This is a genomic window from Pseudomonas sp. P5_B3, assembly GCF_056400405.1.
This window is the reverse complement of record NZ_JBFULI010000017.1, coordinates 52,331-67,010: the sequence shown is the minus strand read 5'-3', so window position 1 is coordinate 67,010 and position 14,680 is coordinate 52,331. Positions and strand designations below refer to the sequence as shown.

At 58.5% G+C, this 14,680-nt stretch carries 7 protein-coding genes; 4 read left to right on the top strand and 3 right to left on the bottom strand.

All coding sequences use genetic code 11. The features are described from left to right. Positions 1-41 precede the first annotated feature (41 nt). On the bottom strand, positions 42-5,159 hold the full coding sequence (locus AC1DRN_RS12710; protein ID WP_223458230.1) for a dermonecrotic toxin domain-containing protein: 5,118 nt from the start codon (positions 5,157-5,159) through the stop codon (positions 42-44). A gap of 162 nt (positions 5,160-5,321) precedes the next feature. After that, entirely contained in the window at positions 5,322-8,432 is a 3,111-nt protein-coding gene (locus AC1DRN_RS12705; protein ID WP_223458232.1) for a transglycosylase domain-containing protein, read from the bottom strand. A 496-nt stretch (positions 8,433-8,928) separates the two neighbouring features. Here AC1DRN_RS12705 and AC1DRN_RS12700 point away from each other — a divergent pair, with 496 nt between their 5' ends. Further along, on the top strand, positions 8,929-10,350 hold the full coding sequence (locus AC1DRN_RS12700) for an amino acid permease (RefSeq protein ID WP_223458234.1): 1,422 nt from the start codon (positions 8,929-8,931) through the stop codon (positions 10,348-10,350). A gap of 30 nt (positions 10,351-10,380) precedes the next feature. On the opposite strand, the gene AC1DRN_RS12695 is transcribed toward AC1DRN_RS12700, so the two are convergent. Beyond that, complete coding sequence (locus tag AC1DRN_RS12695) at positions 10,381-11,520, bottom strand: OpgC family protein (protein ID WP_223458236.1); 1,140 nt, start codon at positions 11,518-11,520, stop codon at positions 10,381-10,383. Between the two features lie 245 nt (positions 11,521-11,765). On the opposite strand from AC1DRN_RS12695, the gene AC1DRN_RS12690 reads away from it, so the two are divergent. Genes AC1DRN_RS12690 through AC1DRN_RS12680 form a run of 3 tightly spaced genes read left to right on the top strand, consistent with a single transcriptional unit; the run spans position 11,766 to position 14,652 of the window. Then, on the top strand, positions 11,766-12,140 hold the full coding sequence (locus AC1DRN_RS12690; protein ID WP_223458238.1) for a GtrA family protein: 375 nt from the start codon (positions 11,766-11,768) through the stop codon (positions 12,138-12,140). Continuing rightward, a complete protein-coding gene (locus AC1DRN_RS12685) occupies positions 12,137-13,102 on the top strand; it encodes a glycosyltransferase family 2 protein (RefSeq protein WP_223458240.1) in 966 nt (321 codons plus the stop codon). The genes AC1DRN_RS12690 and AC1DRN_RS12685 overlap by 4 nt, the downstream gene beginning before the upstream one ends. Continuing rightward, complete coding sequence (locus AC1DRN_RS12680) at positions 13,099-14,652, top strand: glycosyltransferase family 39 protein (RefSeq protein ID WP_223458242.1); 1,554 nt, start codon at positions 13,099-13,101, stop codon at positions 14,650-14,652. The genes AC1DRN_RS12685 and AC1DRN_RS12680 overlap by 4 nt, the downstream gene beginning before the upstream one ends. Positions 14,653-14,680 lie beyond the last annotated feature (28 nt).

Here is a 14,680-nt window from a genome sequence, read left to right as displayed (position 1 = left end):
CCTGACAGGGCTGACTGACCTCTGGATGAGCCAGCCGAGCGTTAAAGGCCGGCGTTGACCATCGCTTCGCGGGTCAACCGTCGAAATAGCTCTTTGCGCGCCTCCGCCAGATCATCGTAATGGCGGTCGCTCAATGGGCCGTCGCTGAAAACCTCAGCCTGAGGGATTTCCAGCTTGTCCGCCAGGTCTTCCATTTTTCGGATGAGCTGATTCATTTGCGCCTGAGGGTGGTCTTTGGCCCATTCGACTTTTGCGGCGCGCAGTTCATCGAGCAAACCCAGTTTGTCGTCGAAATATTGACGATTGGTTTCGCACTTTGTTGGGTGAGTCGCTTTTAAATGGCGCTCCCAGAAAACGTTTCCATCTTCGGGTTCAATCATCCCGTCGACCAGGCCGTTGCCGCTTTCACGCGCCATGATTGATGTGTAGGCTGCATCGATCTTCCCCTGGTCCACACCTGCGCGCGCCCGAAATGCCATGTTTTCCGCCTGCCAGGGCAGGTCGAGACGTTCGGCCAGTCCGGTCTGAAATGCCATATGTATTTCCAGATCATCCGGCGGCAGGTTGTTCTGCGGATCGATCAGGTTCATTTGGGTTTGACGGCCGATCTCTTCCCGGGCGAGGTCACCGACCCGGTCCAGACGTGCAAAGCTGCGGGCCAATTTAACGAGTTTGTTGTCAAGTTCGCTGGGCAGGATCGATTCATTATAAGCCTTTGATAGCAACACTTTTATGCCCATGGAATTGAACAGATAGGCCCCGCCCTCCCGACAATTCGTGGGTTCCCTTGCTTGCAGGAACAATTCCTCGCGAAGGGCGGAGTTCAGCGCGGCAGCATCGATCAGTTCCCAGACTCGGCGAGTCAGCAGGCGGCGTGATTTATCGTTCTGGTAGTCCGCGCTTTCTCGCTGTTTGCGGATGACGGCAAACAACTGTTCGGCACCGGGTTCGGCCAGCACGTCATGCCAGGATTCTTCGCGGTACTTCTTGAGCGAGGACGAGGCGCCCCATTCGGTGGGTTCGTCGGGAAATAATTGCCAATGGGTGATTTCGTCCGCGGCCGCAGGGGAATAGGCCTGCACAAAGTCCAAGCCTGCGGATTCGCGGTACGTGCCGAGGCGGACCCGGTCGGCATTGGATAGCCTCCCTGTGTCGAAGCGTGCGCGACTCAGGATCAACGCGTGATCGGAGCCAGACGTGACCTCGGGCAAGGTATTGATCGGATTCGAACGCATATCCAGCATGAAACCACGGGGACGAGGCTGGTCCACCGCCCCGAGCCTGAACAGCCCCTCGGGCCAGGTCTGGATCCCGGTATTGGCCAGGTTCAGGTCCTTTAAATTGGTCAGTCGTCCGACATCGGGTGGCTGGCTCAACGGATTACCGTTCAGATTGAGGGTGCGCAGGCGAGTCAGGTCACTGAGCTGCTGCGTGGTGTTCGCCGTCATCTTGATGTAGTTGTCGGTCAGATCCAGGTTTTCCAGTTGATCCATCCGGCCAACGCTGGCAGGTATTTCATTCAGCCCGCACTGGCGGGCGCTCAATTGGCGAAGATTGGGGAAGCTGCGCAGCAGGTCATCGGGTGCAGCGGTGCGCAGCTCGTCGAGCTTCAGCGCCGTGATCTGGTCCAGGTGTTGCTGAATGCCGGGTCGCTGGCGCAGATCCGACCACCATCGATCGAACTCCTTAAGCTTGAAAACCGACAGATCCAGGGTATAGCCTTGGTCAGGGTGGCTGTTGCGCTCGCCGAACACGTTGCTTCGGCGCTCGAAGCACTTGATCAGTTGCTCTTCGACATTTAGACCGCCGTTCAGCAGGTAAGCAGGCTGATAGCCGAAGACCAGTTCTCCGGTAACGTCTGTTTCAGGAGGATAGGTGTTGCGCCAGCCCTGCAATGTGTCCCGCAAGTGTTGCCGCTCGCTCTTCAGCCGCTCGATGGCCTCAGTGGGATCACCGTTGTCGTTGCGTAACTTCTCGATGAAGGTCCGMACCTCTCTTTCAGTCATTTCCGGGTACAGATCCTTGATTTTCTCCTCTGGTGTCGATGCACGAAGAAACCGTGGCAAACCGCGCAGCAGTGTTTCGGTTTCAATCGTCACCGCGGGGCGAACGGGCGGTTGCGCCAGTGCAGTGCGGCGCTCGGCAGGTGCTGCGGTTTTCTCCATGATCCACAGCTTGAGCGCGTGGCCTTGACCGCGTAAGTAGCCCAATGCCTTGCGTTTGTCTTCAGGCAGGGCGCGCAGGATCGATTCGTAGAAATCGCCGGCTTTGTTCAGTTGCTTATTGTCCCCGTCGAGCACTTCATACTGGCCACTTTCATCCCTGACCAGCCGGCGCACCGTTGCCGCGTCATCCGGGCCGACGCTGCAGCGCAGCGTGCCGTCATAGGTGCCGTCACGCACTTCGATGCGCAAGCCTTCAAAACTGTCGGTATTGAATTTGAGCGTGTTCAGCGCGAGACGCTCGGTATTGGGTTCCACCCGCTCGTCTTGATAAAAGCCATCGTAGGCTCGAGCGGTGCCGGCTTCGAAATTGAATTCGCGCGCCTGGGTTTTAACGCGCAACGGCAGGCGTTTTTCATCGTCCATTATCTTCAGTTCAGCGGCCTTGGCCTCAGCCAGCACGGTTTCGGCGAGGGTGAGCGGCAGGTCCGGGAAGGGTTGCCTCAACAGGCGGACCTTGGCCTTGCTCGATCGTTCTTCTGCCTGGTATATGCGTTTTGCGATCTCACCTTTACGTGAGTCGACGGCATCGGCCAGTTGATCACGCAATGCCTGGGTGCGTTCGGCGCCCGGAATGTCGCGCCCCAGCAGAGCCTTGATCTCGCTTTCATTCAAAAAGCCCGCCACATGTTCAGGCAGTTTGCCGGACGTCAGCTCGGAGAAACTGATGCTCAACGTATTGGCGGCGGTCGCGTCGGCGTTGCCGTACTTGCGTGAACTGCCGGTCAGTTCGGCGTCTTCGAATACCTCCAGTGCCCGTTCTGAAGGCCAGCCTGGCAACGCCGTCAGTATCGTTTCATACCAATTGGAGGAGGCATCGATTGGCTGCCCTTTGCGAATATTGGCACTCGCGATCCCGACGTCGTCATAGGCGCTGAAGCGCTTGATGGTGTCGGCCAGCATCGGTGGAGGCGCAGCGTTCTCGACATGCATACGGCGCAGCGCATTGTCTTCGGTGCCGCTGCTGATGCGGATCTGCTCCCGTTGCGTGGGCGAGAAGCGATCGACACGGTGCCCGAGGCGGCGCATCAATGTGTCGCCTTCCCAGTTACCCGGATTTTCCGCCTCGTGCACCCAGGCGCCGTGACCGTTATGTTCGACCGTGGGCGAATAGGCATTGGGGCGCGTGGGATGTTTGACACGGTGAGTCGTGATGCTCGGCTCTTGCGAAGCCTTTTCGACGACGTAGAGGTTGTCGTCCAGTGGCAGGATGTGCTGATTGGCGTGTTGATGCAGTCCGTGTTCGTTGGGTTTCGAATCGGGCGTCAGGGTGAGGCTTTTTTGTTCGTAAGGGGCGAGGTCCGGGTGCCACAGCGTTTGTTTGCCGTCAGGCAGCGTGACCGGTTTCATGCCGTCGACCAGTGGTGACAGTTTCAACTTGAAAGCGCTGCCGATTTCAGCACCCGCACCAAACGCCGCCAGTTGAATCACATCCGTGACCACGCCGATCACATGTTCGGCCGCTTCAAGACCAAGGCCTTCGGCCAGATCGACGATCCCTTCGATGACGTCAGTGGTCATTTGATAAACGGTGTAGGCCATCATCAGCTCGCCCAGCCCCGGCACGAAAGGGGTGGCAATCAATAACGCGACATTGAAAATATCCGAGACGATTTTCTTGAAGTTGTCCCACCAGGCCCAGCGCGCCTTGCTGTCCGTGTCGGCGGTGGACACGGCGATTTCCTGCGCGTCGTTGAGGATCTTGTTGAGCTTTTGCTGGTAGGCATGTGTCCAGTAATCCCGGGACACCGGCAGGTGCTGAAACTGCAGGTGCGGACTGGATGCAGGGTCTTCGCGCCAGGTGGGGCGTTGATCCGTCTTGTCGTCTTTCTCATGCCACCTGACCGTTACCAAGCATTGATCGAGATCGGCGAAAAAATGCCCGCGTTGCTGCTGATCGATGAATTGACTGAAAAATTGTCGATACCGCTGCTTCGATGAGGCGCCGACCTTGTCTTCGCGCAACTGACGGGTCAATTCATCCATGAATGCTTTGAAGGAGTCGTATTCCTTGAGCGGGTGATCCGGATCATGGGGCACATAGGCAATCAGTCGTTGAACCCCCCGGCTGTCCTTCACGGCAGGAATCAGCAGGAGAATGCCGGTCAAACGAGTCTCCAGCAACGACAGGTCGCCGCAGAGCATTTTTCGGCCATTGAGCAGCAACTGAGGTTCTTTATCCTGGGCAAGGCTCAGCATCAGCTTGTAGGCGTCGTACTGGATATCGCCGAGGATCAACGCCAGTTGCGCGGCGGCGGCGAGGGCGTCTTTCTGGCTTTCGGTCACCTTGAGCTTCGTGACGGCTTCGGCCACGGGTTCGCCGGGAAGCAGATACTTTTCGAGGTGCTCCTTGTACAACGCGCCGATGTCCAGTTCCCGGCACAGCGCCTGGAACTGGCTGATGGTCATTTTGTCCTTGATCGCAATGACGTCGAAGTGCCCGAGATCGTCAGGTTTGGTGATGTATTGCGAGTCGGCAAGGACTGTTTCGGACTTGGCGAAGTTGTGCAGTGCCGCCTCCAGCAGGGAGACGGTTCGGCTGGTGACGCCGCCCTTCACATCAATCGCATACCAGGGCGAATCCTTGGGCAGGTACAGGCGCAGGTAGGTCGTGCTGACGTCATGCTCGATGCCGTAGCGTTCCTTGAGTTTCGCCTGGAGCAGGGGCGCCGCGAACGAACGGACGTCCTGCAGATTCTTGAGCAGTTTGTCGACCTTGTTTTGCGAGGCCCATGCCTTGAGGTTGGCGGCTTTGAGCTTGTCATGAAGGGAGGCAGGCGTTGTGGTGTACCACGGTTGCATCTTCAAGGGAGTGGCCGCCAGGGCCAGGCCCCTGTCGAGGGTAGCGGTTTTGAAAGGGTCGCTGGTGGTGTTCTTGATGAGTTCGTAGTGCCGGCCTTTATCGATGTTTTGGGCGGGCGTGGTGGTGTCGGTCATGGCAATCATCCTTGATTGGTTTTAAGGATGATCAGCCTATCGGACGAGGCTCAAAAAAAAAGTCTGAATAACTGCGCTCAATCGGCGTCTTTTGCGGGTAAACCGTTGAATATTTGAATCTGAAAAATAATTAATTACCACCTGTGCAACGCAATGGTTCTGTCAACGCCGCGTGACTTCAGTCGGCAAGCAACCTGTTTTGCTGCCGGGTTGCAGGTACGGCATGAGAATCGGTGCCATGCCTTTGAGCACTTGCACCGGCAACGCCGAGGTGAACTTGAAGGTTTCGGCAGATTGGCCGGGAACGAACGCGGTCAACGTCCCGAAGTGATGATCGCCGATGTAGAACACAAAGGTCGCCGTGCGGTTGATGGATTTAGAGCTGAGGATCCGCCCGCCCGAACCGAAGGCTTCAATGCGGTTATCGCCTGTTCCGGTCTTGCCACCCATGGCCAATGGTTTGCCACCGGGTGTTGTGAAACTGCCGGACACCCGTTTCGCCGTACCGGCATCCACCACTTGCGACAAGGCTTCGCGCATGGCCGTGGCGACTTCGGATGGCATGACCCGTTTGCCGACATCCGGGTCATTGATCAATTTGGTTTCATACGGTGTGTTGGCCGCGAAGTGCAGGCTATCGATACGCAGGGTCGGCATGCGCACACCGTCGTTGAGAATGGTGCCGATCAACTCGGCCAATGCCGCCGGGCGGTCGCCGGAGCTACCGATGGCGGTGGCCAGCGACGGCACCAGGTGGTCGAACGGATAGCCGACCTTCTGCCAGCGCTGGTGGATGTCGAGAAACGCTTCGATCTCCAGCATGGTGCGGATGCGACTGTCGCGGGCACCCTTGTGCCGGCTTTTGAACAGCCAGCTGTAGACTTCCTGGCGCTCGAACTGGCTGGCTTTGACAATGTCGCCCCACTTGGCGTCGGGGTGATTGAGCAGGTAGCCCATCAGCCACAGGTCCAGGGGGTGAACCTTGGCGATGAAGCCCTGGTCCGGCAAATCGTAGGAGCCGGGACCGTAGGCCTCGTAGAGCCGCACGAGACGCTCGTCAGTGAGTTTTTCCGTGAGCTTGGCGCCGGTGAGGTGCGAGCGCACGAAGGCATTGAAGCTTGCCTGACTGGCGTGTGGCAGCAGGTAGCGGTGTACGGCGGCCATGCGGATCGGGGTCGGCCGCATGCTGTCGAGGAAGGTCTCGAGCCGCTCCTGGGTGTCCTTGTTCTTGTACTTCTTCCAGAACTTGAGCAGAAACGAAGTGCCTTCACGGTCGGCAAATTCGGCCAGGTATTCCTGGCGCCGCGGGTCGTGGTCGTCCTTGAGCAGTTCGGCACTGCTGTTCGGGCCGGAGTATGTGGTGTAGCGCACCAGGTCACGCATCAGGCGGATGAACGGCAGGTTGATCGACTCGCGCAGGGCGTCGCGCAGGGTCGGGATGCGGTCGTTGTCTTCCTTGCGGAAGTTGTGGAACACATGCAGGCCGCCACCGGTGAAGAACGCCTCGCCGGGGCTGGCGGAGTACTTGCGGTCCAGGGCTGCGCCGAGCATTTTTTGCAGGTCGCGGTCCTTGGTCTCGATCAGGTAATCGACCGCCCAGCGGCTCAGGCGGTCCTGATCCGGCACGTCGACTTTCTTCAGTTCCGGTACGGTCATGCCGGCGTATTTGTCGTGCAGCTCGGAGATGATTTGCAGGTAGGTGGTCAGCACGCGCATTTTCGCGGTGGAGCCCAGTTCCAGTTTGCTGCCTTCGTTGATGTCGAATGGCTGGTCGGTGCTGTCGGTCTGCACCCGCACCCGCGAGCCGTCCGGGGTCAGTTCGAACAGGGTGAAGCTGTAGCGCACCTGGGTGGTGCTGGTAGGGGTCAGCAAGCGTTCGCCCATCAAGCCGATTTCGGCTGCGTAGGCGGGGTCGGCGAGTTTTTTCAGGTACGCCGTGGCCTCGGTTTGCAGTTCACCTTGCAGGGTGCTGGTGGCAGACAGGTCGAGGCGGTCGAGATCGTAAAGCGGACGATTGAGCATGCCGGCCAAACGGCTGCGCGCGACACTGATGCCCTTGTTGGTTTCAATCGGTTGAATGGTCGGCTGGGTGGCCCAGTCGCGATAGATCACTTTGCTGGCCAGGGCGGCGGCGGCGAACTGAGCGTCGATCACATTGTTTTGCGCCAGCAGACGAATGTGGCTGTCGGTGAGGTCGGCCAGTTCATCGTGACCCTTGGTCAGGTAATGCGACGGGCGGCGCTGGGCAATCATAAGCGACAGCATTTCACGCAGGGCCAGGCCTTTTTCCGCCATGGTTTTTGGGTCCGTTGCTGTGCTGGTCAGGACTTCGTTGGCCTTGTTGAAGTCGGAGCCATACCACACGCGCAAGCCCTCAGCCATGCCATGCACTTCGCCGTGGCCCGGTACGGCCGACAGCGGCACGCTGTTGAGGTAATCGCGAACCACATTCTGCCGGGCTTCGAGTGTTTGTGGCCCGGCCTGATAGGCGCGTACGGTGGCGGAAATCATCTGGCGAATTTTTTCCGCGCCATTGACCGTCAAGCCATCGGGGGAGTGCCGGTACTTTTCCAGTTGCGTGGCCAAGGTACTGCCGCCGGCGGATTGGCCGGGTACGTGAAACATCTTGGCCACCTGTGACCACGCCGCCATGCCGAACCGCGGCCAGTCCACCGCCGGGTTGGCCAGAGGTTGCCTGGGGTCCAGCAGGAAACGGTTCTCGATGAACAGCAGGCTGTTGACCACTACCGGCGGAATCGAGGCAAAGGTTGAATAAAGCTGCTGCGGATAGTTGTACTGGTACAGCGGCGCTGCGCGGCAATCGGTGATCGACAGCCCGGCCTGGATTTTCTCGGCATAAGGCACGAACAGCCCCTTGTCAGTGTACTTCAACAGCGCCGGGGAAAAGCGGGTTTGCGCCTCAATGACGAAATCGCGCTTGATCAGGCGCGGCAGGAATTCATCCAGCGAGCTGTAGCCCAGCCGCCGATCGAACGGACCGTCGCCCGGATAGCGAATCGCATCGCTGGGGCCGGGTTTGAGCTCATAGCTCAGGGACGCGGCGTATTTGCTGACTTCCCGGGCCTGGAATTTCGAGGTACGCATTTCCCTCGCCGCCGCCAGCCCCACGACTATCGCGATTATCAACAGCAATAGCCAGAACGCTCCCCATCCGTGCCTGGAACGCCGGGGTTTTTCAGGTGCAGGCGCTTCATCCTCTCGTTCAGTCGGAACCACGGTTTTACTCGAATCGGTTTGCCACAAAGCGCCCATAGTCGACTGATCCATTCATGCAGATTGATCGGACTTGACTCAAGCTTAGACGGTGGTTGGCGAGGGTGAAAAAAATGTGAAGGGCAAAACGTCGGGTAATGGCCATCTTTTGTGGCGAGGGAGCTTGTCGGATTGCCGCACCGTCCCGTTGGGCTGCGTAGCGGCCCCAATGCCGGTAATTGCGCTTCGTCTGATATTGGGATCAGCTGAATTGCGCCTGCTACGCAGGCGAGCGGGAGCAAGCTCCCTCGCCACAAAACAGTCGGCTGGAATGCTTGTTTTAGACATGTCGAAGGGGTAAATACGGCTTTGGCAGGGGCATGACGATGCACCATTGTTGTGCAATACTCGGCGTCGTTTTTCCCACTGATTTTGCGGGTTTTTCCTACAAGACGGCGTTGCCCATGAGGCGGGGCCGGTCCGGGAAGCGATGGCTTATCGGCCCGCGCTTCGCCGCTCGGTGGTCATATCCAATAACAAGACGAGGTTGTCCCCCATGCCCGTAGGCAATCACCAGCCCAACGGCGAGACCGCTCAGGGCGGTCCGCTTAAACGTGAACTCGGCGAGCGGCATATCCGCCTGATGGCACTCGGTGCCTGTATCGGCGTCGGCCTGTTCCTGGGCTCGGCCAAGGCCATTGAAATGGCCGGCCCGGCCATCATGTTGTCCTACATCATCGGCGGTCTGGCGATCCTGGTGATCATGCGCGCCCTCGGCGAGATGGCCGTGCACAACCCGGTCGCCGGCTCGTTCAGCCGTTATGCTCAAGACTACCTCGGCCCGTTGGCGGGCTTCCTGACCGGCTGGAACTACTGGTTCTTGTGGCTGGTGACCTGCGTCGCGGAAATCACTGCCGTGGCGGTCTACATGGGTATCTGGTTCCCCGACGTGCCGCGCTGGATCTGGGCGCTCGGTGCGTTGATCAGCATGGGCTCGATCAACCTGATCGCGGTCAAGGCCTTCGGTGAGTTCGAGTTCTGGTTTGCCCTGATCAAGATCGTCACCATCGTTGCGATGGTGTTCGGCGGCATCGGCATCATCGCCTTTGGTTTCGGCAACGACGGCGTGGCCCTGGGGATTTCCAATCTGTGGACCTACGGCGGCTTCATGCCCAACGGCGTGCAAGGCGTGTTGATGTCGCTGCAAATGGTGATGTTCGCCTACCTCGGCGTGGAAATGATCGGCCTGACCGCCGGTGAAGCGAAGAACCCGCAGAAAACCATTCCCGACGCCATCGGTTCGGTGTTCTGGCGGATCCTGCTGTTCTACGTCGGCGCGTTGTTCGTGATCCTGTCGATCTACCCGTGGAACGAAATCGGTACCCAGGGCAGTCCGTTCGTGATGACTTTCGAGCGGCTGGGCATCAAGACCGCGGCGGGCATCATCAACTTCGTGGTGATCACCGCTGCGCTGTCGTCCTGCAACGGCGGCATCTTCAGCACCGGGCGCATGCTCTACAGCCTGGCGCAGAACGGCCAGGCCCCGGCCGGGTTTGCCAAGACGTCGAGTAATGGTGTGCCGCGGCGTGCGTTGCTGCTGTCGATTGGTGCGTTGCTGCTGGGCGTATTGCTCAACTATCTGGTGCCGGAAAAGGTGTTTGTCTGGGTGACAGCGATTGCCACCTTTGGCGCGATCTGGACCTGGGCGATGATCCTGCTGGCCCAGCTGAAATTCCGCAAAGGCTTGAGTGCCAGCGAAGCCGCCGGCCTGAAATACCGTATGTGGCTGTACCCGGTCAGTTCGTACCTGGCGCTGGCGTTCCTGGTGCTGGTGGTCGGCCTGATGGCGTACTTCCCGGACACCCGCGTGGCGCTGTATGTGGGACCTGCGTTCCTGGTGCTGCTGACGGTGCTGTTCTACGTGTTCAAGCTGCAACCGACGAATGTTTCGCAAGGTGCGGCGCGTTCGGCTTCGTAAGGCGTAACCGTTGTAGGAGCGAGCTTGCTCCTACAATATTGCGGTTGATCCTTGGGCTGCCTGAGCAGTTCGGCTCAACCGCTTGTTGAATTCCAGCCACGCTCCCAGCAACGTCATCAATCCGGCCCCCACCAGCGCCGTGAAAATCTGCATGGCAAATGCATCGTCGGTCAACGCATTGACCATGTCCGCCAAGGGCGCCAGCAGCACGCCCAGGCAGAAAATCTCCAGCGAAAAACGGCCCATGCGGCAACTTTGCCGCGCCAGCCAGTTTTGCGTCCATCCGCTGTCGGGAATCAGCTTCGCCGTGACGTAGGCCAGTGCGAGGAAGTGCAGCAAGCGCACGGGGGACAGGTCGGTCTTGCTGATGGGGTACAGGAGGTTCTTCAGGCTCGCCGGCACCACGGCATCGTGTAGATCTGGCCAACGCCACAGGACAGTCAACACACCCGCGACCACTACATACAGCGCCGCACTGACAAACAACGGCTGGCGTAGCAGCGGGCGAGTGTCGGGCAGGCGCGGGCGCTGGCTGTGAATCGCAGCGGCACCGCCGAGTACGAACAGCAACTGCCAGGCAACCGGGTTGAAATACCACACGCCGTCCTTGATGGCCGCCAGGTTCCAGCCCGCCAGTGGCACCATCAGGTACAGCGCCAACGACATCGCGACCACCACCCAGGCCTTGCGCACCAGTACGGGCAGCACCAGTGGCAAACCCGCCAATAGCACGATGTACAGGGGCAACGGGTCCATCAGGTTCGGCTTGAAGCGCAACAGCAGTTCATCGATCAAGGCCTGCTGCGGGTTGCTGATGAAGTGATGCATGCCCATTTCCTCCACCAGATCCCGTGTTTCCACATGGCTGTTGGCGAAAAACACAATGCCCATCAGCATCGCCAGCAGGAAGATATGCACCACGTAGAGCACCCACGCCCGGCGCAGGATTTTCACGCAGGCGATCAGAACGCCTTCGCGCGCCAGGACCTTGCCGTACGCCAGCACGGCCGCGAAACCTGCCAGGAACACGAAAACCTCGGCTGCATCGCTGAAACCGAAGTTGCGCAGGGTGATTTGCCCCAACGGGTTGTGGGGCACGTGATCCCAAAAGATGAAGATCAGTGCCAGACCACGAAAAAAGTCGATCCGGTGATCGCGCGCTAACGTCATGACAGCAGGCTCGTAACAGCAGGTAAAAATGGGATTGGCCGTGGGCACAAAAGGCCGCGCGCCCAAGCGGCGGCGCGCAGGGTGGACTGATTTGCGGGCAATTGCAAAACCGGGATATTACCGGATGTCTCGGGCGTTGCCCCAAGGCCCAACCGCTGGTCCGAAAGGTCCAAAAACCTGCGATTTGTGACAGTGGACAGGCTGAAATATTAATGAGTGCAACGTTCTTAAAACGGGAGTCTCACATGAGACTGTTGTGGAAGGGGCTGTCCAGTTACACAGTGATCGGGGTCGCCAACACCCTGATTCACTGGCAGGTCTTTTTCCTGCTGAGCGTGGCGGCCGGCCTTAGCCAGGCACTCAGCAACCTGGCGGCCTTCTGCGTGGCTGCTTCGTTTTCCTTCTACATGAATGCGCAATTTACCTTCGCCGCCAGGTCCTCGGTCGGCGGCTATCTACTGTTTGTTTCGGGCATGGGGGCGTTGAGCCTGGGTGTCGGCTATCTGGGCGACATCTGGCGATTGCACGGTTTGTTCACCGTGGCCCTGTTTTCCGCGTTGAGCCTGGTGTTCGGCTTCCTGTATTCCAAATACGTGGTGTTTCGCGAGCGTGGCGCATGAAAGTCTCGTTGATTGTTCCGGTGTTCAATGAGGAACAGGCGATTGACCTGTTCTACCAAGCCGTGCGCCAGGAATCCTCGCTAAGCCCATATCAGGTTGAAATCCTGTTCATCAATGACGGCAGCACCGATCACACTTTATTGCTGGCGAGTTCGATCGCTCAGCAGGACAGCGATGTGCTGCTGATTAATTTTTCGCGCAACTTCGGCAAAGAGCCTGCGCTGTTTGCCGGGCTGGAATATGCCACCGGCGATGCGGTCATTCCGATGGATGTGGACTTGCAAGACCCGGTCAGTGTCATTTCCCGTCTAATCAAGGAGTGGACCGATGGCGCTGACGTGGTGCTTGCCAAGCGCCGCAATCGTTCGGCCGACGGTTATTTCAAACGCCATTTCGCGGCCCTGTTCTACCACCTGCTCAATCGGATTGCCTCAACCCGCATCGAAGAAAATGTCGGTGATTTTCGCTTGATGGACAGGAAAGTCGTTGACGTCATCAAGAGCCTGCCGGAACAGCAGCTGTTCATGAAGGGGGTGCTGTCATGGGCCGGATTCAATACGCGAGTCATTGAATACGATCGCGCGCCACGTGCCGCCGGCAAAAGCAAATTCAATATCTGGAAGCTATGGAACCTGGCACTTGAAGGCATCACCTCGTTCAGCACGGTGCCATTGCGTGTTTGGTCCTACGTGGGCGGCATCATCTCGCTGGCGGCACTTGTGTATGCGGCCTGCATGATTCTGGACAAGATTCTCTTCGGTAACGATGTCCCGGGGTATCCGTCCCTGATGACTGCCATTTTGTTCTTGGGCGGCGTTCAATTGATTGGCATCGGCATCCTCGGTGAATACATCGGGCGCATCTATATGGAGTCCAAGCATCGGCCCCGCTATGTCATCAAGGACATCATCAAAAGCAGTGACGAGTCGGCCGACAAACCCTCACTGAAGAGAATTGTATGAACGCGACGGAACGTCTGGCCGAGGATGTCCAGGAGCGTCAGTGGCGTTGGGCCGTCTACCCATCGATTGTGCTGGCGTTGTTCACCCTGGCCCTGATCGTTCGATTTCACGGGATTTCAGTCCCGATCATCTGGTACGACGAAGGCTATAGCCTGATGCTGAGCGAGCGTTCGCCGGCATTGATCTGGTCCACCACGGCGGGAGACGTTCATCCACCGTTGTATTACGTGATTCTTCATTACTGGACGATGCTGTTTGGCGCCAGTGTGGTGGCTGTGCGCGGACTGAGCACCGTGGCGGATGTGGGCACGGTGCTGCTGTGTATCAAACTGATGAGTCTGCTCGCCACGCGAAGAGCGACCTGTATCGCCGGAGTTTTGCTGGTGCTGCTGCCGATCTCGGTTCGTTACAGCCAGGAAGTGCGCATGTACACGCTCGTCGGTTTCTGGCTGATGGCCGCCACGGTCGCGCTGGTCTGCTGGAGTCGGCAACCGCAACTCAAACGCTATCCCGTGATGTACGTGCTGCTGATGACGGCGGCTTTCTACACGCACTACTTTGCAGCGCTCTGTGTGCTGGTGCATTGGCTGTACTGGTCGGGGCTGGGCAGTGGCGAGTCGGCATCGTTGCCTGTGCGCAAGTGGCTGATGGCCAATGTCGCGATCGTCGTGCTGTATTCGCCTTGGTTATCGCATTTCATTGACCAGACGTGGAAAATGAAAGGACTCGAATGGATCACGCCCACCACATGGGAAATGTTGCCGAGCTTTATCGCGCAATGTGTGGCGATGATATCAGCCACGGATGGCGGGTTATGGGGGGGGCTGATTGTCTCGGCAGTGATAATCGCCTGTTGTGTGATGGCGTTGCGATATGGGCGCTCCGGTCGCCGCTCGACCGTGCTGGTCATCGCCTATTTCTTCGTGCCGGTCATCACGGTATTTTTCTTGTCATTGGCCGTTCCGATCTTCGTTCCCAGGTACCTGGTGTTTGCCGCAGCCGGTTTGCCTTTGTTCGTTGCCGTTGTGCTGGATCGGTTGGCTGAACGACGCCCTGTGATTGCATTCCTCTGCTTGAGCATGTTTGTTGCGGGGGAAGTACATGGACTGCAGAAAGTGTATTCGCAACAAGACGGGCTGAACGGAACCTTCATTCGTAAAATGGCCAGGCTGGACACCTTGGCCGATGGCATCAAAAGGGAGGCTGAGGCGGGCGACGAGTTGGTCGTTGACGGCTTGTACTGGTATTTGCCGTTCCATTACTACAACACCACGGGTATCCAGCCGAGGCTTTACATCGCCCGATTGCCGACAGGCGCTTCGGACGGCCCTTCCAACTATGGTGGCTGGCTTCTTATCCCTCAGACTTTGGACTGGATTTTTTTCGACAATGTCGCAACAGTAAAACTCAGTTCCAAAAGAGTCTGGTGGGTGACCGGCAGGCCCCGGCCGGAAAAAGTCGTGACATTTCCCAAGGGGTGGAAACAGACGCAGACCCTCAAGGGAGGGGAAGTCGAGGCGCGCCTGTTTATTCTGGGCGACGAGCGCTGAAGTCCTCTCGGACTGTCAGCGCTATGGA

Bases quoted from the DNA above. Each gene is read 5' to 3' on its own strand.
- AC1DRN_RS12705 (WP_223458232.1), bottom strand. From the start codon at position 8,432: ATGGGCGCTTTGTGGCAAACCGATTCGAGTAAAACCGTGGTTCCGACT.
- AC1DRN_RS12700 (WP_223458234.1), top strand. From the start codon at position 8,929: ATGCCCGTAGGCAATCACCAGCCCAACGGCGAGACCGCTCAGGGCGGT.
- AC1DRN_RS12695 (WP_223458236.1), bottom strand. From the start codon at position 11,520: ATGACGTTAGCGCGCGATCACCGGATCGACTTTTTTCGTGGTCTGGCA.
- AC1DRN_RS12690 (WP_223458238.1), top strand. From the start codon at position 11,766: ATGAGACTGTTGTGGAAGGGGCTGTCCAGTTACACAGTGATCGGGGTC.
- AC1DRN_RS12685 (WP_223458240.1), top strand. From the start codon at position 12,137: ATGAAAGTCTCGTTGATTGTTCCGGTGTTCAATGAGGAACAGGCGATT.
- AC1DRN_RS12680 (WP_223458242.1), top strand. From the start codon at position 13,099: ATGAACGCGACGGAACGTCTGGCCGAGGATGTCCAGGAGCGTCAGTGG.